At 53.6% G+C, this 23,771-nt stretch carries 23 protein-coding genes; 11 read left to right on the forward strand and 12 right to left on the reverse strand.

Annotated elements, in window-relative coordinates:
* Window positions 1-48: 48 nt before the first annotated feature.
* From JF44_RS0110595 to JF44_RS0110640, 10 genes are all read right to left on the reverse strand, one after another.
* A complete protein-coding gene (locus JF44_RS0110595) occupies window positions 49-1,371 on the reverse strand; it encodes a tetratricopeptide repeat protein (RefSeq protein WP_033068907.1) in 1,323 nt (440 codons plus the stop codon).
* Window positions 1,372-1,469: 98 nt separating this feature from the next.
* Entirely contained in the window at window positions 1,470-4,988 is a 3,519-nt protein-coding gene (locus tag JF44_RS0110600; RefSeq protein ID WP_033068908.1) for a tetratricopeptide repeat protein, read from the reverse strand.
* A gap of 2 nt (window positions 4,989-4,990) precedes the next feature.
* The gene (locus JF44_RS0110605; protein ID WP_033068909.1) at window positions 4,991-5,716 is read right to left on the reverse strand and encodes an OmpA/MotB family protein; all 726 of its coding nucleotides are present in this window, start codon (window positions 5,714-5,716) and stop codon (window positions 4,991-4,993) included.
* On the reverse strand, window positions 5,716-6,576 hold the full coding sequence (locus JF44_RS0110610) for a flagellar motor protein MotB (protein ID WP_238318424.1): 861 nt from the start codon (window positions 6,574-6,576) through the stop codon (window positions 5,716-5,718). Before JF44_RS0110610 ends, JF44_RS0110605 begins: the two co-directional genes overlap by 1 nt.
* A gap of 11 nt (window positions 6,577-6,587) precedes the next feature.
* Window positions 6,588-7,229: a protein phosphatase CheZ gene (locus JF44_RS0110615; RefSeq protein WP_033068910.1), complete on the reverse strand. Its 642-nt coding sequence runs from the start codon at window positions 7,227-7,229 to the stop codon at window positions 6,588-6,590.
* Window positions 7,230-7,264: 35 nt separating this feature from the next.
* Complete coding sequence (locus tag JF44_RS0110620) at window positions 7,265-7,651, reverse strand: response regulator (RefSeq protein ID WP_008890394.1); 387 nt, start codon at window positions 7,649-7,651, stop codon at window positions 7,265-7,267.
* 204 nt (window positions 7,652-7,855) lie between these two features.
* A complete protein-coding gene (locus JF44_RS0110625; RefSeq protein WP_033068911.1) occupies window positions 7,856-8,584 on the reverse strand; it encodes a MotE family protein in 729 nt (242 codons plus the stop codon).
* Between the two features lie 150 nt (window positions 8,585-8,734).
* Entirely contained in the window at window positions 8,735-9,430 is a 696-nt protein-coding gene (locus tag JF44_RS0110630) for a DUF6468 domain-containing protein (protein ID WP_033068912.1), read from the reverse strand.
* Window positions 9,430-10,581, reverse strand: a complete 1,152-nt coding sequence (gene fliM / locus JF44_RS0110635; RefSeq protein WP_033068913.1) for a flagellar motor switch protein FliM — start codon at window positions 10,579-10,581, stop codon at window positions 9,430-9,432. The genes JF44_RS0110630 and fliM overlap by 1 nt, the downstream gene beginning before the upstream one ends.
* Window positions 10,582-10,623: 42 nt before the next feature.
* A complete protein-coding gene (locus JF44_RS0110640; protein WP_052065753.1) occupies window positions 10,624-11,163 on the reverse strand; it encodes a flagellar basal body-associated FliL family protein in 540 nt (179 codons plus the stop codon).
* Window positions 11,164-11,654: 491 nt separating this feature from the next.
* On the opposite strand from JF44_RS0110640, the gene JF44_RS0110645 reads away from it, so the two are divergent.
* From JF44_RS0110645 to flgH, 4 genes are all read left to right on the forward strand, one after another.
* Window positions 11,655-12,428, forward strand: a complete 774-nt coding sequence (locus JF44_RS0110645) for a flagellar hook-basal body complex protein (protein ID WP_033068914.1) — start codon at window positions 11,655-11,657, stop codon at window positions 12,426-12,428.
* 65 nt (window positions 12,429-12,493) lie between these two features.
* Window positions 12,494-13,279, forward strand: coding sequence for a flagellar basal-body rod protein FlgG (flgG, locus tag JF44_RS0110650; protein ID WP_033068915.1), 786 nt, complete (start codon window positions 12,494-12,496; stop codon window positions 13,277-13,279).
* Between the two features lie 235 nt (window positions 13,280-13,514).
* The gene (gene flgA / locus JF44_RS0110655; protein ID WP_052065755.1) at window positions 13,515-14,399 is read left to right on the forward strand and encodes a flagellar basal body P-ring formation chaperone FlgA; all 885 of its coding nucleotides are present in this window, start codon (window positions 13,515-13,517) and stop codon (window positions 14,397-14,399) included.
* Window positions 14,400-14,503: 104 nt separating this feature from the next.
* Window positions 14,504-15,277, forward strand: a complete 774-nt coding sequence (flgH, locus tag JF44_RS0110660; RefSeq protein ID WP_033068916.1) for a flagellar basal body L-ring protein FlgH — start codon at window positions 14,504-14,506, stop codon at window positions 15,275-15,277.
* A gap of 245 nt (window positions 15,278-15,522) precedes the next feature.
* On the opposite strand, the gene dksA is transcribed toward flgH, so the two are convergent.
* Window positions 15,523-15,939, reverse strand: a complete 417-nt coding sequence (dksA, locus tag JF44_RS0110665; protein WP_008890403.1) for an RNA polymerase-binding protein DksA — start codon at window positions 15,937-15,939, stop codon at window positions 15,523-15,525.
* 161 nt (window positions 15,940-16,100) lie between these two features.
* Window positions 16,101-16,547, reverse strand: coding sequence for a flagellar assembly protein FliX (locus JF44_RS0110670; RefSeq protein ID WP_033068917.1), 447 nt, complete (start codon window positions 16,545-16,547; stop codon window positions 16,101-16,103).
* A gap of 383 nt (window positions 16,548-16,930) precedes the next feature.
* Between JF44_RS0110670 and JF44_RS0110680 the strand changes: the two genes are divergently transcribed.
* The 7 genes from JF44_RS0110680 to JF44_RS19765 form a co-directional block, all read left to right on the forward strand.
* The gene (locus JF44_RS0110680) at window positions 16,931-18,073 is read left to right on the forward strand and encodes a flagellar basal body P-ring protein FlgI (RefSeq protein WP_033068919.1); all 1,143 of its coding nucleotides are present in this window, start codon (window positions 16,931-16,933) and stop codon (window positions 18,071-18,073) included.
* Window positions 18,074-18,075: 2 nt separating this feature from the next.
* Window positions 18,076-18,420 carry a rod-binding protein gene (locus JF44_RS0110685; RefSeq protein ID WP_238318425.1) on the forward strand — a complete coding sequence of 115 codons (345 nt, stop codon included), beginning with the start codon at window positions 18,076-18,078 and terminating at the stop codon, window positions 18,418-18,420.
* 2 nt (window positions 18,421-18,422) lie between these two features.
* The gene (locus JF44_RS0110690; protein WP_156111657.1) at window positions 18,423-18,884 is read left to right on the forward strand and encodes a hypothetical protein; all 462 of its coding nucleotides are present in this window, start codon (window positions 18,423-18,425) and stop codon (window positions 18,882-18,884) included.
* A 17-nt stretch (window positions 18,885-18,901) separates the two neighbouring features.
* Window positions 18,902-21,310 carry a flagellar hook-associated protein FlgK gene (gene flgK / locus JF44_RS0110695; protein ID WP_033068922.1) on the forward strand — a complete coding sequence of 803 codons (2,409 nt, stop codon included), beginning with the start codon at window positions 18,902-18,904 and terminating at the stop codon, window positions 21,308-21,310.
* 28 nt (window positions 21,311-21,338) lie between these two features.
* Entirely contained in the window at window positions 21,339-22,568 is a 1,230-nt protein-coding gene (locus tag JF44_RS0110700; RefSeq protein WP_033068923.1) for a flagellin N-terminal helical domain-containing protein, read from the forward strand.
* A gap of 107 nt (window positions 22,569-22,675) precedes the next feature.
* Entirely contained in the window at window positions 22,676-23,146 is a 471-nt protein-coding gene (gene fliW, locus JF44_RS0110705; protein ID WP_033068924.1) for a flagellar assembly protein FliW, read from the forward strand.
* A gap of 226 nt (window positions 23,147-23,372) precedes the next feature.
* The coding region (locus JF44_RS19765; protein WP_238318426.1) for a flagellin at window positions 23,373-23,771 on the forward strand (399 nt) is incomplete at its 3' end.

The following is a 23,771-nucleotide window of genomic DNA, read 5'->3' on the forward strand; positions in this document are numbered from 1 at the left end:
AGAGCGGCTTTTTTGCGTTTACATCAAAGCAGGCGTTGGCGTCTGATTCTATGCCTTCCTGGAGCGTCCGGACTTGAAAACATCCTTTTCAAGCGGTTTCAGGCCAAAGCTGCCCCGGCGCGGACCGGGATTGTCGGAAACATATTTTTCCGCAACCTTGCGTTCCTGTTCGCTCATGCGGGCATGGATCGCCCCCATTTCGCGTTGCGCCTGACTGCCTTCGGTCGGGGCCGACATCTTAAGCCAGTAATAGGCCAGAACATTATCCTGATCGACGCCACTGCCAATCGCATAAAGGCGACCAAGCGCAGCCTGACCGTTTGCCGATCCTTTGCGCGCGGCACGTTCATACCAGGTTGCCGCACGGATCATGTCGACAGGCACACCAAGGCCATGTTCATACATCACGCCAATCAGGTGATAGCCCCCCGGATGCCCCAGTTCGGCAAGATCCATGGCAAGATCAAGCGCATTGGCGTAATCGGGTTCACGATGAGGTACACCGAAAATCTGGATCTGGGTCATCTGATATTTGGCAGACGCATCCCCCTGATCAACAGCATGGCTTAACATCGTCCAGCCACGGTTAAACAGTTTCAGATCCGATGAATGGCAGAAATACATCGCAAGGTTTGCCTGGGCATAGGCATCCCCCTCGCTCGCGGCGAGTTCGAACCAACTGATGCTTTCGGCAATATTGCGTTCTGCACCAAGTCCAACGCCCAGCGCATAGCCAAGGGCGGATGCGGCTTCGACACTGCCCGCACGGGCTGCACGCATATTGAATTCGAATGACTTCGACGGATCGCGGTTTACGCCACGGCCTTCGAGGTAAAGATAGGCCAACACACTGACAGCAGACGGGTCATTAAGATCACTGGCGCGCTCGAAATAGCCAACGGCCTTTTCATCATCCTGCGGCACGCCCCACCCATTAAGGTAACACACACCAAGATTATACAGCGCTGCGACAGATCCGAACTCAATGGCTTCTTCAAACCAGTGGGCGGCGGTTTCGGCATTTTCCTGAACGCCAAGCCCCTTGGCATAGAGATAACCCAGATTGTTGGCCGAAACAGGCCCGCCACCGGTGGCTTCTTCGTTAAACCAGTAGGCGGCTTCGCGATACCATTGCTGACCTTCACCAAGATCCTCGGCAACACCGAGTCCCTTGCTGCGCATATAGCCATAGCAAACTGCGGCAAATGCCCGGCTTTGACGGTGAATCTGGTCAAGAATACGACGGGTCGCGGACTCATCTCGCGGCATTCCATCGCCCAGAAAATGCTTTTGGGCAAGTGAAAGCTGGGCGAAAATGTCCTTTTCGACATTCGCCTCATCGTAATAGACCATTTTAAGTGCACGATCCATCACAGTACCGCAACCCATCACCGTTCAAAAACCCAGCAATATCATGGCACTTCTGTTCATTCGGGATGAAACCGGCGCCACGATATATTTATCGAACGTTAATTTATAGCACTAAGCTGAGACTTTTCCAACTGGTCTCGATAGGTTGCCAGGAAACCTTGGAATTCTTCGACCTCATCAACCCGGTCAGCAAGCGTGCGGTAATCGATCAATCCTTGGGTCGGGGACGAGGTGATCAGGCTAAAGGCTTCTGCATACGGGCTTTCGGCCATGATTTCGCCGTAGCGACGCTTGAGCATGTTAAGTGTGCGTTCCTGCCCGGCCATCGCCAGATTGACCGCCCAGTTCAACAGATAGCGCCCCCGTTCATCCGAGACACCTTCGATGTCAAATGGTTCATCGCCAACCAGACGCTGGAAGGTTTCAGCAGCCGACATGTAATCACGCGTTTCGCGGTATTCGTCGATCCGCAACAGTTCGGCATTGCGCGAATAGTCCCCTTCAAGGGTGCTGAGCGCTTCTGCGCCGCGATCGGTATCAAGCAGGGCACGTGCTTTAAGATGGCGGCGCTGGGTTGCCAGTTCTTCTGACAGACCGGGAACCTCGGTACTATCGATCACGCGGATTGTTTCGTCTGGCTTGCCATCAAGCAAGTAAACCAGCGCCAAACGCGCGCCCACACGGGCCTCTTCCACACCGTCAAGACGGAACTCGACCTGATGTTCAAGAAGCTCTTCGGCGCGATCGAACAATTCGACATCGACCATCCGGTCTGCCAGACGCCGGATAAGTTCATCGCCCTTCTCGCCCGCCGGGGTCAACTCACGGAATTCGTCATACAGGGCAACCGCCTTGATCGCAGAGATATTATTGATCTCATCGCCCAGATACAGGTTTTCAAACGTATCGTGCATCATATCGGTGGCTTCTTTTGCCACCGGCCGGTTTGGGAAGAAGATTGCCACCTGTCGCAGGGTATTCAAGCCGTCGCGGAAATCCTTGTTTTCGATCTGCAATTCACCGATCCGCTTGAGCAAGGCCATCTCAAACGCATCACCGCGCCAAGCGAACCGAAGCTTTTGCAGCTGTTCGATTGCATCTTCGACCGTCAGGCGCTCCAGACGCATCAGAAGTTCGGTACGATCAAAGATCGCGTGCGCACGCGCCTTGCGGTTATCGCCTTCTGCCACCTGATCCCAGGTGGCCACGGCCTGTTCCAGTTCGCCTGCTTCTTCTTCAAAGATGCCCTTGAGGTACTGAATATCCATGACCTTGCTTTCGCTAAGGCCCGGTGTCAGGAGCATTTTATCAATTAAATCCATCCCCGCTTCGGGATTACCGACAATCAAGGCCTGTTCGGTCGCCAGCGGTGCAATCCGCCCCAAAAGTTCCGGCGGATAGAAATCAAGGATATGAACACTTTCAAGCAGGTTCCGCGCCCCTTCGTTCGGACGCCCCTGTGCCGCAAGGGTCACGGCCCGCCAAAGCTGCATCTCGGGAATGGCCTGCAGACGTTCATCTTCAAGCAACCTTTCTGCTTCGCCATAGTCACGATTAAGGAACTTGACTGCGGCCTTCAACGCACGGAATTGCAATTTCTGCGCAATCAGTGGATCGTCCCCCTCCATAGCAGAAACCACGGCATTTGCCTCAGGACCAAGACCGTTGGCCAGATAATATTGCGCAAGGTCAAGACGTGCCTTGTTGCGGTGCTCATCACCACTTTCTGCGATCTGAGCGCGCAATCTGCGGATTGTCCTGCTGAAATTATCAAGCCCGCCACGACGCCAATCATCCAACTCAAAGATCAATCCTTCGCGGCCATCGCCGGTTCTTGCGCGCACACCCGTTGCAGAGGCCAGCAAACGCGCACCTTCAGGTGAAATATTCAAACCTTCTTCTGCGGTGACAATTACCGCACTTCCGTCATCACGCCCGGCGACTTGCACGCTGTCATTCATTGGCGCAACAACAACACCCTGTACCGATGGCAGGACTTCAAATTCCGGATAGCTCAGCGCAACTTCGATACCATAACCACTTTGGGTGGTCGTGGTCACACGCAGGGTATCGCCAACTTCCGGGTCATCAATCGGGATGATCGGACCGACGTCATCAAGTGGCACGATCAGACGCGCACGGGTTTGGTCATCAAGCTCAATCGACGGGCCAAGCTTTTCAATTGGCTGCATCACCCCTTGCTGCATGGTGATACGCCAGTCGCCATTATCGGCCTGAGTTGTGTAAAGCCCTACCCCGTCGGGGATGGTCATGCGCAGAATTGTTGCATAGGGGCTTTCGACCTGTTCGATAACACCAATGATCTGGGCTGCTTCCTGACGCACTGTATCCAGATCAAGATTGGCCCGAACATCAAACGCCACCCACAAGAACCCAGCACGCGACCAAACCGCGGCACCACCTGCCTGACCAAACGGGAAGCCAAGCGATAGCTCTGTCGTGGTTTGTTCTACTGTTACCGCAAGATCGCCAATACTTTCGCGTTCCACTGGCGCATCACCAATGCCCGTAACGGCCCCCGGCCCCGCGTCTTCGCTGTTTTGAGCGGCCTGTGCCAGTGCCTCGGGCGAGTTTGGATCGATATCCTGGTTTGCCGTGTCTGGCTGATCTTCTGCCTGCGCGGCCCCTGCTTGTGCTGGCGCGGGTGCCGCCGGCGCATCAGGTGCAGAAGCGGTCTCTGGCGGTATTGGCGCCGCACTGGTAGCGCTTGGCGGTGTGGTTGGGCGTGTCTGGGCGGTTGTCGATGCGGGCGCACGTTGCGCGCCCATAATGTCGACGACGACCTTGTTGCCGGACCGGAAATGGCGCAACTGGCGTGCGGGGGTGGTTTCGACAACCACATCAAGCGGGTTTGTCGCGCTTTGCCGAATACGAACACCTCGGGGCAGTCGCCGTGAAACATCTGTGGCGTTTATTTGTGCTGGCGCCTCAAACGCGATGGTTTGCGATCCTTGCGCACCCTCAAGGGCATACTCAGTTCTGTTGGGCCAATCAAAAACCAGCCGATAAAATGTCGGATGCCGTCCAACACGGACATCAAGTGTGGCAACGTCCTGATTTTCCTGGGCACTTTCGACAGCTTCGACCGGTGTGATTGGCGCCGGGGTTATTTGCGGGTTTTGATCATCTTGTGCCGGTCGCGTCGGCGGCGTCGGCACCGCATTTGGAGTTGGCGCTGGTTCCGGTGCAGGTGCCGCATCGGGTTTATCGAGAATATCAAGGACGACATTACTGCCGACATTAAATGCCCGGACCTCGAAATCATCGCTCAGCACAAACGCAACCGTCTGGCCATCAGGATCAAAGAAGGCGTCGGAAACATAATCGGAGATCGGTGCAAGAACGCCCCGCAAAGACGAAACCAACGGCTGATCAAACCGCACAACTAACTGGTCACCGATTATTTCAGCGGTGTAATTGACCGGTTCGTTCCATTGCAGAACAATTCGTCCATAACCGTTATGCAGGCCCGAGCGGATAATTACTGGGTCCGCCACCTGGGCCACTGCTGGGCGCATTCCGCTGATGGGCAAAAACATTGCCGTGGTGGTCGCAATCACGACCGCCAGCAGGATGCGCACGGCAAGTTTCGCCATACTTACGTGCCTCCGATCCCGCTTCCCGCATGAGGCTCGATTACAATGTCGACCCGGCGCGCCATTGCAAATCGCGCCTCCTCACTCAACAATTCGGGAAGCTGGTCGTATCTTGATGCCGCAAATCCGTAAATATTTATGTAATCTGTGTAACCGGATCTTTTGAGCTCGTTGGCGACGGCCCCTGCGCGTGCCAGCGAAAGTTCCCAGTTTGACGCATATTGCCCCCGTCCGCTAAGCGGTCGCGGGTCGGTGTGGCCCTGCACGCCGATACGGTTACCAATGTTTCGCAACACCCCGCCCAAAACAAACAAGGCCTGCCGGGCCTGTGGCGTCATGTCCGAACTGCCCGCGACAAAAAGAATATCGCCGGGCAAGGAAATCACCAGTTTGTCTGCATCGCGCGACATGCTGGCATCGCCCAGAACCGGATTGTCATCAATGGCGTCATCAATCACCGCACTGAGATAATCAAGGTTCATCGCCGGCTTGCGATAAACACGCGGGATGTTCAGGCTTGCCATCGGCTCGTCGTTTTCTTCCTCTGGCGAGGGCTTGATACTTTGCGAAAGGGAATCAACCACCTCGTCCCAGCGGTCGATCTTGACCTTGGACATGGCAAACAACATCACAAAGAACGTCAGCAGCAGCGAAATCAGATCCGCAAGGCTAAGCATCCACGGCGGCGGCCCCTTTGGACCTTCATCGCGTTTGACTTCATCACTCATCAGCCACCTCCCCCGGCTTGTGGTCCAAGCGGAATTGGCTGACTGACCCCGGGCTGCGTCGCACCGGGCAGCGGAAGAATCATTCTTTGCGGTGCCACGTCACCACCTGACGCTGCGTCCGCATCTGACGGCAATGGTATCGTGCCCGGATCTGTATCGTCTACAGCGCCATTTTCACGTTCAATCGGTGTGGGCGGCTCTTTCGGGCCAAGATCCCAGAAGAAACGGAAGGTCGCAATGAACGGATCGGCACCGGGATCAATGCCAACAAACACGTGGTCTTCCGGGGCACCAACATTGATCAGCTCACGGGCAAATGACCCGGCCCGGGCGATCTGAAGGTTGTTTTCGATTTCAATCGTACCCTTGGAGCCAAGCTCGCTGCCCATCACCATTTCCATTTCATAGGACGCATAGCCTTCTTCCTCAGCCAGAACTTCGGCAAGCTGGTTCATGAAATCGGCTTGGCGTTCACGGATCAGGATGGAATTTGGATCAAATAGCTGATCGACATGCATGATGACTTCCATCAGCTTGCCTGGCTGGATCACCTCGACCCGAACAACCTTGATTGCAGTGTCGAACAGGTGGCCGAGTTTTTCCTGCATGTCTTCTGCTGCAACAACCGGCCCTTCAATCGAGGTCACGGTTTGCAAACTGGTCGTGGGCGGAAGAATGGCTGCGAACGCAGAGGAAAGGCTTTCCTGCACTTCGCGGGTCTTGACCTCTTCAAAGGTCGAAATGGTATTTAGCAGAATGAAAAAGGCCAGGAGCAGAAGATAGAGCGCAAGAAACAACGCCACGGCCCCGTTCGCAGGGGGTGTTGGTGGTGTGGGTCCGTCGTCCTCTATCTCCGCCATGATAACGCCACTTAGTTAAACATCGCGTCGATGTCGGCCTGCGAAACGCCTTTTCCTTCAAGCTGCGGACCGTTGAGCAAGGCGTCCTCGCCTTCGGCTTCCTTCTTCTGTCGCGGGTTGGCGGCAGCATATTTGGCAATTTCATCGCCAAATGCTGTCACAAGCCCTTCAACTCGTTCTTCGATGGATTTCAGCGCCTTGATTACCTTGGTCGTACGTTGCCCGGTAATATCCTGGAAATTACAGGCCTCATAAACACGCATGGTTGCACCGGTAACAATTTCGGCCTGTTCCGGCGGCAAGGTCGTGGCAAATTCTTCAAGTGCGTCCATCGCATCAAGGATTTCATGGGTCGCCCCGGCCGTTGCATCAACAATGGCGTCAAGTTCGTCTGTCGCATTGGGGATGTATTCGGCCTTGATGTCGTCCGGGCGAAGCGAGGCAATCTCCGACTTCATCTTGCGGATGATGCCGGAAAGTTCGTCAAGCTCACCAAACAGCCGTTGCTGATCATCGGTCGGTTTGTCACCCATAAAGCGTGACAACTGATCCATCAGGTCAGACAGTTGTTCAACCTTCAGGTCATCACCATCAAGGCGCGCCCGAAGGTCGTTCAACAGCTTGCGGAGTTCTTCCTTGGACGCCTTAGACATAGCGGTATCGCGGGACACTTGCCCCGCGCTCCTGATCAGAAATCACCAATTACAGTCTTCATTTTGCCCTTCAACGTCTCTGCGTTGAATGGCTTGACGATGTAATTGGATACGCCTGCCTTTTTCGCCATAACGACGTTTTCGGTCTTGGCTTCGGCAGTAATCATAATGAAGGGCATATCCTTCAATTTGGCGTCTGCACGAACTTCCTTCAAGAGCTGAAGACCGGTCATCGGCTCCATATTCCAGTCCGAAATCACAAGACTGAACGGCGCCTCACGCAGTTTGCGAAGCGCCATGCTACCATCGGTCGCTTCTTCGATATTCGTAAAGTTGAGCTGCCGCAGAAGATTCCGGATGATACGCAACATGGTTTTGTAATCATCCACAATCAGGATCGGCATATTCGGATCGACGGCCATTCACAACTCCATCAGCTATCTGATCTCCCACCCCTGCCCACCATACTTCCGCATAGTGACAAGGCCCCTAATAATCGTGATGTACCTATTTAATATTGGTTAATCAAGATGTTTAACCCCAATTTAAATACGCCATCACCCTGGAAATTCTCAAAAAACCAACCATACCAATTCTGCACGGTCAATTCTTTGGCATCATGCCCCCTATTGAAGCGGCAGCATATTGATGTCTTGCTTGTAGGCCAGTTCAGAGGTCAAAGCCCGCGCCCGGTCCGGTGTCATTTCTGACAGAACGGCAGCAGTATTGGCCTCGCGCATGCCAAGAGCAACCTGCAACAGAATGTCCATATCAAGGTCATTCCAGATGCGCGCAGCATCTTTTGGCTTCATCTTCTCGTAAACACTGATCAGCTTTTTGATGCGATCATCTTCCTGTGCTTCCTTGGTCTCGACCAAACGTTCGATGGCCGTCTGCAAGGATTTCATTTCCTCGATCTTGGCATCAATCCGTGCTTCAGCTGCCGCAATCAGGCTTTCGCGCTCATCAAGGCGCTGTTCCTTACGGTCAAGCTCACCACGGCGTACCGAAAGGTTCTGCAACAGGTCGATTTCTTCCTGGGTAAACAGGGTCGGATCGCCGCCGAGCATCGGGGGCACATCCGTATCACCATCAATCGGGTCGCCTTCCATGGTCAACCCGGCCGGATTATCCAGCCCCGGATCACCGTTTTCCGGCGTTGCTGCCTGTTCGGCAGCAGGATCGGGCACCTCTGCTTCTGGTGCTTGCGCCTGGGCAATCTGCACCATGCTCACACCGGTCTTCTCGACGGTTTCCGCATCATCGGAACCGAATGAAAACAGGTTGACCACCCGCATTGACAGCACCATCAGGCCGACCAGGACGACCAAAGGCAGTATACGCACACCCGACATTCACTACACCCAGCATCACGGCACGCTGTACCGGTGCTCCTCTCTCTTGATTTCAATCTACCCTAACAGAACAGGCTCCTGTGCCATTAGATAAAAAGAAAACTCATAATCTCAAGACCGAAGACGACACCAAAGGCGCCATCTGGTTTCTTATCTTACCGACCGCAGGGCTGCGAGCAATTCACGCTCTGCCTCGGAACGCCCGGCATCTTCATCCTGATCATAGGGATCAGATACATCTGCACGGTTGTTATAAGATGCCCCCACCGCCCCATGATCATCACGACCATAGTCATCAGCGACCGGCCCCTTCGAGCCACGCTCGATCTCGCCGACCATGCGGGCAGCAAGTTCTTCGGCACGGGTTTCAACACCGATGTCATTGCGATCATCAATGACATCACCCCGGTTCGCACCGCCCATCATGCGGCCCAAACCAGCATTGCTGTTGCCCGACGATTTGCCCGCCCCGTCACCCGACGCCTGCGCAGCCTCGGCAGCACCTGCCCCGCTACGGCGCACGGCATTCACGTCACGCGCAGCCTTTTCCAGACGGTTCGCGATGCTTTCTCCGCGATCGACCATGAAGGTCAGGTCTTCGTTCAGGGCACTGGCTTTTTCGATATCCTCACGCAGCTTTTCACCGGACTGCTCTGCCATATCCCGAAGTGCTGTGATCGAGCTTTCTGCACGTTCGTTCGCGGCATTGAATGCAGTCAGAAAGTTTTGCATGTCTTCGCGGCTACGCCGAAAGGCCGCCAACTTGCGGTTCAGTATGATCGCGTAGACAATCGTTGCCGCCAGCAAAACGATCATCAAAAGATCCAGATAGAACGCGAAGTCCATCAACTCTCTTCCTCGGTTATGCGCGCACGGTCACGAACCTGAATCGCAATCCTGTCACCCTTACGCCCCATCATACCCTTGAACAACGGCACATCACCACAACGCACTTCGACTGGCGATGTCGGACTGGTATTAAGGACCAGACGATTGCCGACTTCAAGGTTGATCACATCTCCAAGTGCCATCACTTGCTCGTCAAGGACAGCCAATAAATTAACATGGGTTTGCCACAGCTCATTTGCGAGGTGGTTTTCCCAAATGGAGTCACGACCAAACTTCTCGCCCATGAACATCTGAAGCAGGAGCTCGCGAACCGGCTCCAGCGTTGCATAGGGGATCAAAAGTTCAAGACGTCCACCGCGGTCTTCCATGTCGATGCGCAGCTTGGCCACAATGGCCGCGTTGGCATGGCGGGCAATGGTTGCAAAACGCGGGTTGGTTTCAAGGCGCTCAAACCGGAAGGTCACCGGGCTAAGCGGATCAAACGCCGCAGACAAATCGCCCAGAACCACATGGATCATGCGTTCAACAAGGTTGCGTTCAATCGTCGTATAGGGACGGCCTTCAATACGCATGGCCGCCGTACCGCGACGCCCGCCCAGCAGAACGTCCACGATGGAATAAATCAGCGCTGAATCAACAGTCAGCAGCCCGTAGTTATCCCATTCCTCGGCCTTGAACACGCCAAGCATCGCTGGCAACGGGATCGAGTTCAGATAATCACCAAACCGCAAGGACAAGATGTTATCGAGCGACACTTCCACGTTGTCAGAGGTAAAGTTACGCAAAGACGTCGACATCATACGCACAAGGCGGTCAAACACGACTTCAAGCATCGGAAGTCGTTCATAGGCCACCATCGACGAGTTGATGATGGCCTGAATACCGGATTGGTCACCCGCACCTGACCCGTCATCAAAGCCAAGAAGACTGTCGATCTCGTCCTGATTCAGAACACGCGCAGAAGGCCCACTGCCCATGGCTTCGGCCATGTCATCGCCGCCATCGCCAGCATCTTCATCCTCGTCACCGAGCATGGATTCCCATTCGGCGGCCATATCCTCGCCGCCGTCGTCTCCACCATCTTCATCGCCGCCGGCCATGGCTTCCCATTCCGCGGCGAGAGCATCATCATCTTCTTCATCAGCCATCAGCGATTGCTTCCTGAATTTGGCATTCGGGCCGCTACAACATTATTGTACCAGCATTTCCTTGAACAGAACGTCGTTAATTTTCGCGGGCTTTGCCGCAGCACTGACCCGGATCAGAAGTTCTTCACGCAACCTGAACATCCCTTCGGACCCTGACAGATCCTCGGGGCGCAATTCGCGAAGATAAACCTGAAAGTTGTCAACAATGCGCGGCATCATCTGTTCGACCTGCGGCAGCATGCCCTGATCGGCAACTTCCAGACTGACACGAATTTTAAGATAGCTTTGCTTTCCGGCGCCTGAGTTCAGATTGACCAGAATTTCCGGCAAATCCACAAACCCGACATTTTCCGGAACCCCCGGGGCTTCTTCGATGGAGTCCTCGGTGATGACTTCTTCGGTTTGCGCGCTATCGCCGCCGGTCAACATATCAATCACAGGCTGCAGCAAGCCGGTGAAATAGGCTGCCGCCGCCCCACCCAGCAAAAGCAGCACAAGAAGGATGACCACGATCAGCATTTTCTTGCTGCGACCGCCGCCACCGCCTTCGTCCATTTCTATTTCGTCGACGTCGTCACCCATCGCTTCGCGAATTCCTGCTTTTGAAGTTCTGTCTTCCTCATCCAGCAAACACTGTGCCGGATTAAAAGCCATAACGCTATCACGTTAAAAATCTATTGCATTTCCGTCCACTGACGATTTGCCAAGATCAAATTTTTATCTGCAGGGCAGACTCCCCACCCTGCAATTTGATCAAGCCCCCCAAAGCACCTTACCGGAAGAAATTACCGCCCAAGCTTTATTTGCAAAGCTATCGGCCAAACCAACGTCACGAAAGGCCACATGAACTTCTTTTTCCAACGGGCAATTTGATAGGTGAACCACCCAACCCGGCAAACCTTTTCCGGTCTTCCTGCCTGTTTGGGGCAGTTTCTGCCAGAATTGGACTAAATCGACCCGGCAACAAATGCCGAAATCATATTTTATTATTAATTTTCAATACAATAACAGAACTGGCACGCAGATCGCATCCCATTGGGTCAAGCACTGATCCTGAAAGGGAAATTCGACCGATGGAAAATGTATCCTATATTGCGCTGTCCCGTCAGAAGACGCTTCGCAGCATGATGAATAACCTGTCGCAGAACATGGCAAACATGAACACGACCGGTTACAAAGAACAGCGGATGATGTTCACCGACTGGATCGCAAAGAACAAGGATGCACCGTTCCGGGGTGAACGTGAGATTTCTCTGGTTCAGGATATTTCCCAATATCGCAACACATCCGTTGGTAATATTGAACATACCAACCGGCCACTTGATGTCGCACTAAGCCAGCCAGACATGTTCTTTGCCGTCGAAACCCCGGCAGGTGTTCAATACACCCGGGCAGGTAACTTCACGCTTGATCCGGGCGGGCAACTGATCACCAACGATGGCTATCCGGTGCTTAGTGATGCTGATCAGCCAATGTTCTTTAACGAAGCTGACGGACAGATCGAAATCAAGGGCGACGGCACGGTTTCAACCGACATCGGTCAGATCGGCAAACTGCAGGTTGTCACAGTTGATAACGTGCAGGAAATGATCGTTACCGGCAACACCCTGTATCGCGCACCAACAGAAGCCGAAGCTGCCGAGGATGCCCCTGAAGTCGACGTCGAGATTGTCGAAAACCCCGGCATTGTGCAGGGCGCGCTTGAGAAATCCAACGTAAACCCGATTGGCGCAATGACCCAGATGATTGATGTGCTTCGCTCCTATCAATCCGTCACCCGTTCGCTCGAAAGCGAGAACGAACGCATGCGCAATATGATTAACAAACTCGGTGATGTCCGCGCCTGATAGGCCGCAGGACCCCGACATTACAGAATGAAGCGCAAAATCTGCGCAACCGAAGGAGAAGACAAATGCGGTCACTTGATATCGGCGCTTTGGGCATGCAGGCCCAGTCCACCAACGTGGATGTCACCTCGCACAACATCGCCAACATGACAACGACGGGCTACAAACGTCAGCGTGCGGAATTTCAGGATCTTCTGTATCAGGATTTGCGTCGTGCGGGTTCACCGTCTTCGGATACCGGCACAATCGTTCCGACCGGCGTTCAGGTTGGCCTGGGTGTGAAAACCGCGGCAATTGGACGTTACATGGGTCAGGGGTCATTGACCATGACCGAAAACGAACTGGACATCGCCATCCAGGGCCGTGGCTATTTGCAGATTGATCTGCCAAGTGGTGAAACCGCTTACAGCCGCGATGGTACCCTTAAACTTGATGCCGATGGCGCATTGGTTACCAAGGATGGCTTTGCGGTTCAGCCGGGCATTACAATTCCGGATAATGCGCGCTCAGTGACGATCAATGCAAACGGTGAAGTTTTTGCCGAGATCGATGGTCAGGTTGCCCTGCAGAACCTTGGCCAGATCCAGCTTGCGACCTTTATCAACCCACCGGGCCTCAATGCCCTGGGCGACAACCTGTTCCTTGAAACCGAGGCATCCGGTCAGGCCAATGTCGGCGCGCCGGGCGATGTTGGTTTCGGCACGGTTCAGCAAGGTTATCTTGAATCATCGAACGTTAACGTAGTTCAGGAAATTACAAACCTGATCAAGGCCCAGCGTGCGTATGAAATGAACTCCAAGTCGATCTCGACCACGGACGAAATGATGAGCGCAGTCAGCAACCTGCGTTAATCCTGCACTCTGAAAACAGCTTTTCGTTTGCGCAAGTCGCGGGCCTTGACGTTCGTGAACTTGCGCAAACTGTATTTACGCCATGTATACCGTTCCGTGGTAGAGTAGATGGATGAAGATAAAGAACATAATCCTCTCGCTCGTGATTTTTTCCGCCCTCACGTCATTTGATGCGCTGACGAAGGGGGCTGCTGCGCAATCCTCACAGGGGAATACCCTGCGCAACAGCCAAGAGATGAATTCTTCTATCTTCCTGAAACCCGATGCACTGGTCGAAGGGCAGTATGTAACCCTTGGCGATCTGTTTTCCGGGATTGATCCGCAGCAGGCCGATATTGCCGTGGCCCATGCACCGCAGCCCGGCAAACAAACCATCCTTGATTATCGCTGGCTTTACGGCATCGCGCAGCGCCACAACGTCAGTTGGCGGCCACGTACCACCGCCGATCAGGTTCTTGTTACCCGTGCAAGTCAGGTCATCACGATTGATGAAATCCGTGATGCGATTGAAGACGCCCTGAAAGACCAAGGGGTTCAGACACCATTCATTGTCGATCTTTCCAGTGAAAACCTGCAGATCCACCTGCCTGTTGATGCGCTGAACAATGTCGATATCAGCGCACTGGACATCAATTCGCGTACGCAGCGCTTTGTCGCCAGCGTAACCACCGGGGCACGAACCGCCCAGCAGCGCACTTATCGAATCAGCGGCAAATATTACCCGCTTTCAAGTGTGCCGGTTTTGGTGGAACCCATTTCACGTGGCAGCGTTGTTCGCCCCGATCAGGTAGAATATCGCAATTTCCGCAGTGAACGTGTACCTTCCGGTGCAATCCGTGACATCAATGATGTCATTGGCAAGGAAATCATTCGCCCGACCAACCCCAACGAACCATTGATGTTCCGTGATTTCACCAACCCGATCCTTGTGCGCCGCGGGTCGCTTGTCACCATCCGGCTGGTGACGGCCAACATGTCCTTGACCGCACGGGGAAAGGCACTTGAAAACGGCTCATTGGGCGATGTTATTCGCGTGATCAATCAGTCCAGCAACAATACGATTCAGGTTGAAGTCGTTGCCGAAAACGAAGTCCGGGCCTTGCCCGCGATGTCGCAATAATGGCGATATTTCCCCAAATATAACCCGGCAAGCTTTGCCTCCGCCCACCGCCCGGAACTGGCACGATCCATGCATAGTTCTGCGCAGGAACCCAGGAGGAACGAATGCCCGGTAAAAATGCACATATTTCATGGCGGCGTATTGCCCTTGTTGGCGGATTGATTGGCGCGACTGCGCTTCTGTCTGGCTGCAATGCGATGAAACGTCTGTCCGAAGTTGGTGAACCACCGAAATTGTCGTCCATCGACAACCCGACCCAGTCAGAAGCTTACCACCCGGTAAGTCTGCCGATGCCTGCACCGCAGGTCGCCGAACGCAACCCGAACTCCCTTTGGCGTTCAGGCGCCCGTTCCTTCTTCAAGGATCAGCGCGCCAATCAGGTGGGTGATATTCTGACCGTTGTCGTTGAAATCGAAGATAACGCCAACCTGTCCAACAACACCTTGCGTTCACGCACCAACAGCGAAGACCTTGGCGTGCCGAACCTGTTTGGCCTTGAAGCCGAATTGACCGGTGTTCTGCCAGAGGCAATCGACCCGTCCAACGCCTTTAACATGTCGAGCAACACGTCCAACCGCGGCAATGGCACACTTGACCGAACAGAAGCAATCAACCTGCGTGTTGCCGCCATCGTTATTCAGGTTTTGCCAAATGGAAACTATGTCATTCACGGGCGTCAGGAAATCCGCGTAAACAGCGAAATCCGCGAAGTTCAGATCGCCGGTGTGATCCGGGCTGCGGATATTTCCTCGGCCAATGAGGTCGGGTACGACAAGATCGCAGAAGCCCGTATTTCCTATGGCGGGCGTGGTACGATTTCCGATGTCCAGCAGCCGCGCTACGGCAGCGAAGTGCTTGATATCATTCTGCCGTTCTAACTTTATCAATCTTTCCTGACTGATCCCGCCCCGGGTTCCTGTCAGTCAGGTCAGCACATGGAAAAGCCACCTATGGGTGGTCTTTTCTTATTCTCCAAGCCCGATAAAAATGGAAAAAGCCCGGCCATAAGACCGGGCTTTTTTGATTTTGGTTATCCCTAACCAGTAATCTCCCACCATGTCACGTCGTTGCATGACCAGACCCGGCAGTACCGGGCCTTTGTATTTTTTTCCACCCGGCGCGATCAATCGTCGCGACGTGTGCGCTCCATCCGTTCGTGGCGCTCCTGGGCTTCGATGCTCAGGGTTGCAATCGGACGAGCTTCAAGTCTTTTCAAGCTGATCGGCTCGTCGGTTTCTTCGCAGTAACCATATGATCCGTCTTCAATTCGACGCAAAGCAGCATCAATTTTTGAAATTAGCTTGCGCGCCCTATCACGAGTGCGAAGTTCAAGTGCCCGGTCAGTTTCGGCCGACGCACGGTCGGTCAGATCCGGTTCCTGAAGCCCGCCATCTTGCAGGTTCGCTAATGTTTCCGAAGATTCGTGCAGAAGCTCTGCCCGCCAGGTCAGAAGTTTCTGCCGGAAATATTCCCGCTGGCGCGGGTTCATGAACTCTTCGTCCTCAGCAGGACGATAGTCAGGTGGTAAAGTGATAGTCATGTATGCCCTCTATACAGGACTCATCGATCGCGCGGCAATATAGATGGCACACGTCGACGGTGCAAGCTGATTGAACAAATAAATGTTAATAAGCTCGCAAACACGCAGTTTTCTGCGGTTTTCAACATAAATTTACCGTGGATTTACCGTGGATTTACCAGCTAGGTCAGTCCGGAAACTTCCAGTTTCGCAAGCTCCACACGGGCCCGCAAATCGATCTCGTCGAGAACTGCTGAAAGCTCCGGGTCATCAATCGTTTCACGCTGCTGATCAAGCAGTCCAACCAGTTGCTGCAAACGCGCACCGGACAATTGCCCGCTCAGCAGCCCGTCACGGACAGCTTCAAGCTGCTCAAGCATGCTTTTGGCCCGCAGCATGGCTGCTTTTTTGGGCGAATCAAGCGCATCCCCGCTTTGCTGAAGGGCCAGCAACGCATCAAGCGCACTGACAGAACCGCTGCTGGCGACACCTGCGGCACCGCTTGCACCACCGGAAGAGTCGAGCGAACGCATGGTATCGGCAAAGCCGCTACCACCCGAAGACGTGCCGGTCGATTTTTTGCGCGACGCTGCACCCGCGCCGGTCGCCTTGGAACCGTTAATCTTCATGACCCGTTTCCGCTCTGTTGTTGTAAACCCGTCCAATGATCATATGCAGGACACGCCATGTGTTTCGGCGTTTGGGCAAAATGGCATTATCTTTGCGCCATTTTCATACCTGCAAGGAACAGAGTCTCCCTCAATCCCGGCCCGTACGCAACGGGAAAAAAATGCCGAGTGGGCACCAAAACACGATCAGCCCCCGCCGAAAAGTCGGCAAACATGAATTTTTGCCCGAAAATCTGGGCATACGCGACCACCACGGGCAGAAAGCCTGACTTGGCACAGTTTTCGCTACAGGTTTGGCAAATGAGTTTGCAAACGCGATTAAACAGATCGATTGCCTCATCTGCCGGATGCATCGCATCCCACGTAAAATCGGAAGTAAGAGTATGATCACAGGTCTTGGCAAAATAGCACGCAAAGCGGCACTCAGCGCCGCGTTGGGAATGTTCGCCCTGACGCAGCTTACCCCGGCCCATGCGCAGTCACGCATCAAGGACATCGCCGATTTCGAAGGCGTACGTGACAACATGCTGGTTGGTTACGGCCTTGTGGTTGGCTTGAACGGCACGGGCGATGATCTTGGCGACGCAGAATTTACCCGCCAAAGCATGGTCGCAATGCTTGAGCGCCTTGGTATTAACGTCCGCGATCAGATCGAAGACCTTGAATCAGACAACATTGCTGCCGTCATGGCAACTGCCACCCTGCCGCCGTTTTCCCGTCAGGGGTCGCGTATTGACGTCAACATCAGCGCGATTGGCACGTCCGAAAGCCTTCAGGGCGGTACGCTGCTGGTCACCCCGATGGTGGGTGCTGATGGCGAAGTATATGCCGTAGCCCAGGGCAATCTGGCAGTTGGCGGTTTTTCTGCCGGCGGTGAAGCTGAGACCATTGTTAAGGGCGTTCCAACCTCGGCCCGCATTGCCAACGGCGGGATCGTTGAACGCGAAATCGACTTTAACCTGAATTCAATGCAGGACATGTCAGTTGTCCTGCGCAACCCTGATTTCACGACGGCACGCCGTGTTTCCGAAGCAATTAATGCCTACCTTGGCGAAGTTGCCGCACGCGCAAGTGATCCGGGGACGGTACGCCTTAATATTCCGGACCGCTATAACCAGAACATCGTCGCGCTTCTGACCGATATTGAACAGCTCCGCGTTGAACCCGATCAGATTGCCCGCGTGGTCATCGATGAAAACACCGGTACGATTGTGATGGGCGAAAATGTCCGGATCAACCGGGTCGCAATTGCCCAGGGCAATCTGACCATCCGTGTGACCGAAACACCGCAGGTTTCCCAGCCCTCCCCCTTCTCCCAGACTGGCACGACCGAAGTTGTCGACCGAACCAACATCGATGTTGATGAAGGCGAAGATAATCAGTTGGGTATCATGGATGGCGGTGTGAGCCTGCAGGAGCTAGTCAATGGCCTTAACAGCCTTGGTGTTGGCCCGCGTGACATGATCACCATTCTTCAGGCGATCAAGACATCGGGCGCACTGCAGGCCGAAATCGAGGTGATGTGATGATGACCGACGGATCTGCCGCACTCATGGCGCAGGCACAGGCCAGCGCGCAATACGGCACTCAAAACAATATGACCGCCCGTATGAACACCCTTACCGACGGGCACATCAAAACCGAAGAACAAGCCCGCAAAGCCGGCGAGGAATTTGAATCCATGTTCCTTGGTCAGATGCTCAGCCACATGTTTGCCGGTATCGAAACCAACGAAACTTTTGGCGGTGGGCATGGCGAGACAATGATGCGCTCCATGCTTGTTGATGAATACGCCAAGGAAATGACCCGCGCCGGTGGCATCGGAATTGCAGATGCTGTCACACGCGAAATCCTTAAAGTCCAGGAGGGATGAAAATGACCACCGAAGAGCTGGTTACCGAACTCAAAAGCGTCACATATGACCTTATGTCCCTGCTGGAACGTGAAACCACGGGCCTGCGGTCCCTGACATCTGCAGAGTATGATCAATTCCTGTCGGAAAAATCTGCCCTGTCGATGCAGTATGAACAGCTTGTTGTCAAATTGCGCAGTCGCGGCGAAGAACTTCGCGCTTTGTCAGAAGACGAACGCGCCGAACTGCGCGAACTGCAGGCCGAATTCCAGAACGCTGCACGGCGCAACATGGCGACCCTTCAGGCCGCCAAGGAAACCAACGAACGTGTGGTTCAGGCGATTGTACGCGCGGTCAACGACAAGTCCAAGGAAGAATGCACCACCTATAACCGGTCAGCCAAAGCCAGCAAGGCGTCGCTGGGCGGCTATGGCCGTACGATGAACAAATCCGGTGGCGCATACAGCGTCAATGAAACGCTTTAAGGGTAAAGGCAAAAGTCATGTCACTTACTCAGGCACTCAATACAGCGATCTCCGGCCTTAACACCGCACAGGCCCGTATTGCGATCACGTCCTCGAACATTTCGAACGTGAACACCGAAGGGTATTCCAAAAAGATCGCCGGTCAGGAAACCCTGACGCTTGACGGTATTGGCGCAGGCTCCCAGGTTGCTGATATTTATCGCAACGTCAACGAAGGCTTGGTCCGTGAGGTTCGCGGCGAACTCGGCAAAGCCGGTCGCGAGGAAGTTCGTTATGAATTCTTTCAGCGCGTTCAGACCCTGTTTGGCACCACCCAGTCCGACGCGGCAATCAGCCAGCGCATTAACGATCTAGCGGATGCCTTTGAACAGCTTGGCGTGACGCCTGACCAGAATTCGCCAAGGATCGAGGCCATCGAAAGCGCAATTCAGGTCATGGAGTCTTTTGAAAGGCTCTCCAGCCAGCTTCAGGACATGCGCGATGATATCGATGACCAGATCACCGATGAGATCAACACAGCCAATACGCTGCTCACGCAGATCTCTGAGCTCAATACCGGCATCATTCGCCTGAACAACCTTGAACAGCCAACCACCGAGCTTGAAGATCAACGCGACCAGAAGCTCAATCAGCTCTCGAAAATTATCGACATCACGACCTTTAGCCGCAGCGATGGCTCAATCGTTGTTTATTCGGCTGCTGGCGCGAACACACTTCTGGATCGCTCTCCCAATACGCTTAGCTTCACCCAAACCGCCGGTTTCGAACCGGGCACGGGTGGTTCTGGCGTGGAATTGGACGGCGAGGATATAACAGCCACATTGCGCACCGGCACGCTCAAAGGCCTGTTTGAAATGCGCGATTCAGAAATTCCGGCCCTAAACGACCAGATCAACGAACTGGCAGGCGAACTTCGCGATGCCATCAATGAAGAACACAACAAGGGAACGGCATTTCCACCCCCGGCCAACCTTTCGGGGAACCGTACCGTGGCTGCCAGCGACCCCCTGACTGCAAGTGGCGCCTTTCGCGTTGCAGCACTTGATGAAAATGGCGACCTTGTGGCTACAGACAGTTGGGCCGATATATCGCTACCAACAACCCCGGCAACCGTTCAGGGCATCATTGATGAAATCAATGGTTCGGATGCGGGCACCTATCTGACCGCTTCACTGGTTGACAACCGATTGGTGATTGAAGGCCAGGACGGAAATCGTGTTGCCATTAACGAGATGGACAGTCAGATCACCACCAGTGACGGTCGCGAACATGGTATGTCGCATTATTTCGGCCTCAATGATTTTATCGCAACGTCAAAAAGTGCCAACAAAATCACCTCTGCGCCGCAAAGCAGCTCGACAGATGCGCTTGGTGTGACAGCAAGCTCCTTCACGATTAGCGCGGGCAGTGGCGTTCTTGTCGGCGGCATCACCGTGAACTATACGGCAACCGATACGCTTGAAGACGTTCGCGACAATATCCGCACAGCCCTTCAGGGTGCTGGCATGACGGCGGCGGCCTCTGAAGAAACCGCATTCCTTGTCGAGGATGGGGATCGATACCGTCTGGTGATTGACTATGCTTCCAATATGACAATCACTGATTCTGGAACAATGGCAGCAACCATCGGCTTTAGCGAAGATCAGCCGACACTTTCGGGCAGCATGCGCGTCGACTCCGCCATCCGAAATGATCCGTCAAGGATCGTGCGCGGGCAGATGAATGCCGACACTTACGCAACATCAACTGCCGTCGTCGATCAGGATGCCGCCATTCCCGGCCTCGGCCCGCTGGTGCCGCCACCTGTGAACTATACTCTAACTGTAGGCGGCGACTTCACCGATGTTGATATCGACTATGACACCAACACAACACTGCAAGACCTTGCAGATGCAATTAACAACAGCGCAACCCTGACCGATAACAACATCACCGCTGATATTGTGTTCGACAGTCAACTTGGCGGCTACAAGCTGCAAGTATTAGATGCCGATGGCGACCCGTTCTATTTTAGTGATGACGGACTGCCTAATGCTGATGCTTTAACAACCATTCTGGATTTTGGGATCAAATTTGGTGTCCGAGAAGGTGACAACAGCTCTGCTAGCGCGATCAGCAACAGTTTTGAGCGCAGCGACATTGACTTTGAAGCTGCCGGCGGCCTTTCAGGAGAGCGCACATCGCTTACCGATTTCGCGGCCGGTATTGTTGCAACGGCTGCAACAAAAACAAAGGTCGCGGAAAGTTCATTCGAATTCCAGTCCAGTCTGGTGACAGACCTTTCCACCCGCATTCAAAACGAAGCAGGTGTGAACCTGGACGAAGAAATGTCTGATTTGGTTATTTTTCAACGTGCTTACACAGCATCAGCGCAGGTCATCACGACGGTTGATGAAATGTTTGATGCATTGCTCAGAGCAGTTTAAACTGCATGCACGTTAAAGTGAGGCTGTCATGGTAACTCGTGTCGCGACATATACAAACCATACCCTGCTGTCGGATTTGGCGCTCCGAAATGCAGCGCGTGTGACTGATCTTCAGAATCAAGCATCAAGCGGATACAAATCGCGTGACTATGCTGGTATTGCCGATAGCACGCAGCGCTTGCTTAACCTTGAGGGTGAGTACACCCGTGCCGAACAATTCCTCCACAATACAACGCAGGCAAAGCTGCGCCTCCAAAGCATGGAGACTGCTGTAGACAGCATGATCACCATTGCAACAGAGATGAAAACACTCCTAATTCAGGCAACTTCCGCTCAGCAAGCTGACGACGTAAACGTAATGTCACAGGGCGACAAAGCCTTGGAACAAATAGCCAATCTGCTAAACACCAATTTGGATGGACGCTATTTGTTCGCCGGGGGACGCTCAGAAGAATCCGCCGTCGATCTCGAAAAAATGTCTGCCCCTGATAACTATATCAGCTCAAACGATAATGACCTGACCACCGCTACAACATTGGCTGCCTTGGGCGTTACGACCGGCCAGCTTGAAATCGTTAGTACCGATCTAAACGGTAACAGCGTGACCTCGAACGTTAATTATAATGCTGCAACCGATGATATTGACGATATCCTGACAGCCATAAACAGTGTCACAACAAATGGTGCGATCGCTTCACTACGCCAATTAGGCGACTCAGGAGCAACACGCCTTAACATTGAAAATGTTGGCAACGGGTCCATTACTATTTCGGAAAGCGGCACAGGTACCCTTTTGTCGGTTCTGGGGATGGAAAAAATCCCAAATCCGCGCGAAGATGTTGATTATTATAACGGCGACCAACAGATCATGGATGTCCGTGTCGACACAAGCTACAACGTTTCTTACGGTATTCTGGCTGACAATCCAGCTTTCCAGAAACTCATTCAGGGCATCAGTATGGTGGCGACCACCGAAGATCTGGACGCCCTTAATGTGGCCCTTGGCTTCATAGGGGATGCCATCAATGACCTGCCTAACGTTCAGGGGCAGATCGGTCTGGACATCGCAAACATCGAACGCTTTGAAGGTCAACATGAAGACTTCAAGATTTTTGCATCACAAGCCATAAGCGACATTGAGACCGTCGATGTGCCTCTGACATTGGCAGAACTCTCACAATACGAAACAGCTCTGCAAGCAAGCTTTATTACCATATCGCGAGCTGCCGATTTATCTTTGGCTAACTATTTGCGTTGATGGTTTACTACAGTGAATTGTCGCTTTAACCGTTTTGTCTGCTTGTCTGCCTGACTGCTACAAGCACTCTTTTAAGATAAAACTTCGACTGTCGGAGAATTACGGGCATGGAAACCGAAAACGTCGCCGAGAATGAAACAGCTGAATCAGTTGTTGTTGAAACGCGCTTTGGCGACATCGAATTCAGTTGGGACAAAGGCATTTACATGCCTGTCGGCCTTCTTGGATTTCCAGAGCATCATGTCTTTGGGCTGGCCAACATTCCGAACTCATCGCTTGATCAGTTCAAACTATACCAAAGCCTAACAGATGCAAATCTGTCGTTTATCGTTGCACCATACAACATGGAAAGCGCGGTTTACGCAGCAAAAGACCTCGACCTTGCCCAGAAAAGCCTCGCGATATCGAGCGAGGACATGGCGATCCTGATGGTGGTCACAATTCGCAGCGGACAAGGCGGACAAGGCATTACAATGTCGACAAACTTGCGTGCACCGATTTTGGTCGACACCAACCGTCAAGTCGCATGGCAGCACATTTTGCCGAATGACAAATACTCTGTACAACATGACCTGTAAATTTTACCTAGCAAAACTGGCATAGCTTTTGCTCCTTGTGCCAGCATCGCGATGGTGCCAAAGCGATAGAATTGCTTGGGCCAAGCGCACGATCCTTATAGGAGAAACACAATGGCTCTCAATATCATTTCCAACTATGCTGCCAACGTTGCCCACCGCAACCTTAGCAATTCTGACGAAATGGCGACCCGTTCGCTGTCGAAACTTACGTGACGATGCCGCCTCCATGGCTATCGGCGCCCGCCTGAATTCTGAAGTCCAGTCGCTTAAAACTGCCACGGTTAACGTTGGCCAGGCTAACGCGATGCTTCAGATTGCTGATGGCGGCATGGCAACCATCGATGACATTCTGGTTCGCATGAAAACCCTGAGCGTACAGGCATCCTCTGAGAACCTCTCTGCTGTCGAACGTGGTTTTGCTTTCAGCGAATTCGATACGCTGCGCACTGAACTCGACCGTGTCGCAGACTCAACCAAATTCAACGGCGTACAGCTTCTGGCCGGTCAGGACATTCTCGGCATTGACCCGACCGTCTTTGCTGCTGGCGCGGCAGATATTGGCGCGGCAGACGGTTTCGTTTCCTTTGATATCGCAGCCGACGCAACGGGCGTTGCCGACACCGAC

The sequence above is a fragment of the Thalassospira australica genome (assembly GCF_000763295.1).
Lineage (GTDB): Bacteria > Pseudomonadota > Alphaproteobacteria > Rhodospirillales > Thalassospiraceae > Thalassospira > Thalassospira australica.

Coding starts and splice junctions, on each gene's coding strand:
- JF44_RS0110680 (WP_033068919.1), top strand. CDS start 16,931: ATGATCACAGGTCTTGGCAAAATAGCACGCAAAGCGGCACTCAGCGCC.
- JF44_RS0110610 (WP_238318424.1), bottom strand. CDS start 6,576: ATGGCGGAGATAGAGGACGACGGACCCACACCACCAACACCCCCTGCG.
- JF44_RS0110605 (WP_033068909.1), bottom strand. CDS start 5,716: ATGAGTGATGAAGTCAAACGCGATGAAGGTCCAAAGGGGCCGCCGCCG.
- fliW (WP_033068924.1), top strand. CDS start 22,676: ATGGAAACCGAAAACGTCGCCGAGAATGAAACAGCTGAATCAGTTGTT.
- JF44_RS0110600 (WP_033068908.1), bottom strand. CDS start 4,988: ATGGCGAAACTTGCCGTGCGCATCCTGCTGGCGGTCGTGATTGCGACC.
- JF44_RS0110640 (WP_052065753.1), bottom strand. CDS start 11,163: ATGGGTGACGACGTCGACGAAATAGAAATGGACGAAGGCGGTGGCGGC.
- JF44_RS0110670 (WP_033068917.1), bottom strand. CDS start 16,547: ATGAAGATTAACGGTTCCAAGGCGACCGGCGCGGGTGCAGCGTCGCGC.
- JF44_RS0110700 (WP_033068923.1), top strand. CDS start 21,339: ATGGTAACTCGTGTCGCGACATATACAAACCATACCCTGCTGTCGGAT.
- flgA (WP_052065755.1), top strand. CDS start 13,515: ATGAATTCTTCTATCTTCCTGAAACCCGATGCACTGGTCGAAGGGCAG.
- fliM (WP_033068913.1), bottom strand. CDS start 10,581: ATGGCTGATGAAGAAGATGATGATGCTCTCGCCGCGGAATGGGAAGCC.
- JF44_RS0110620 (WP_008890394.1), bottom strand. CDS start 7,651: ATGGCCGTCGATCCGAATATGCCGATCCTGATTGTGGATGATTACAAA.
- flgH (WP_033068916.1), top strand. CDS start 14,504: ATGCCCGGTAAAAATGCACATATTTCATGGCGGCGTATTGCCCTTGTT.
- JF44_RS0110595 (WP_033068907.1), bottom strand. CDS start 1,371: ATGGATCGTGCACTTAAAATGGTCTATTACGATGAGGCGAATGTCGAA.
- JF44_RS0110615 (WP_033068910.1), bottom strand. CDS start 7,229: ATGTCTAAGGCGTCCAAGGAAGAACTCCGCAAGCTGTTGAACGACCTT.
- flgK (WP_033068922.1), top strand. CDS start 18,902: ATGTCACTTACTCAGGCACTCAATACAGCGATCTCCGGCCTTAACACC.
- dksA (WP_008890403.1), bottom strand. CDS start 15,939: ATGACTATCACTTTACCACCTGACTATCGTCCTGCTGAGGACGAAGAG.
- JF44_RS0110690 (WP_156111657.1), top strand. CDS start 18,423: ATGACCACCGAAGAGCTGGTTACCGAACTCAAAAGCGTCACATATGAC.
- flgG (WP_033068915.1), top strand. CDS start 12,494: ATGCGGTCACTTGATATCGGCGCTTTGGGCATGCAGGCCCAGTCCACC.
- JF44_RS0110645 (WP_033068914.1), top strand. CDS start 11,655: ATGGAAAATGTATCCTATATTGCGCTGTCCCGTCAGAAGACGCTTCGC.
- JF44_RS0110630 (WP_033068912.1), bottom strand. CDS start 9,430: ATGGACTTCGCGTTCTATCTGGATCTTTTGATGATCGTTTTGCTGGCG.
- JF44_RS0110625 (WP_033068911.1), bottom strand. CDS start 8,584: ATGTCGGGTGTGCGTATACTGCCTTTGGTCGTCCTGGTCGGCCTGATG.
- JF44_RS0110685 (WP_238318425.1), top strand. CDS start 18,076: ATGACCGACGGATCTGCCGCACTCATGGCGCAGGCACAGGCCAGCGCG.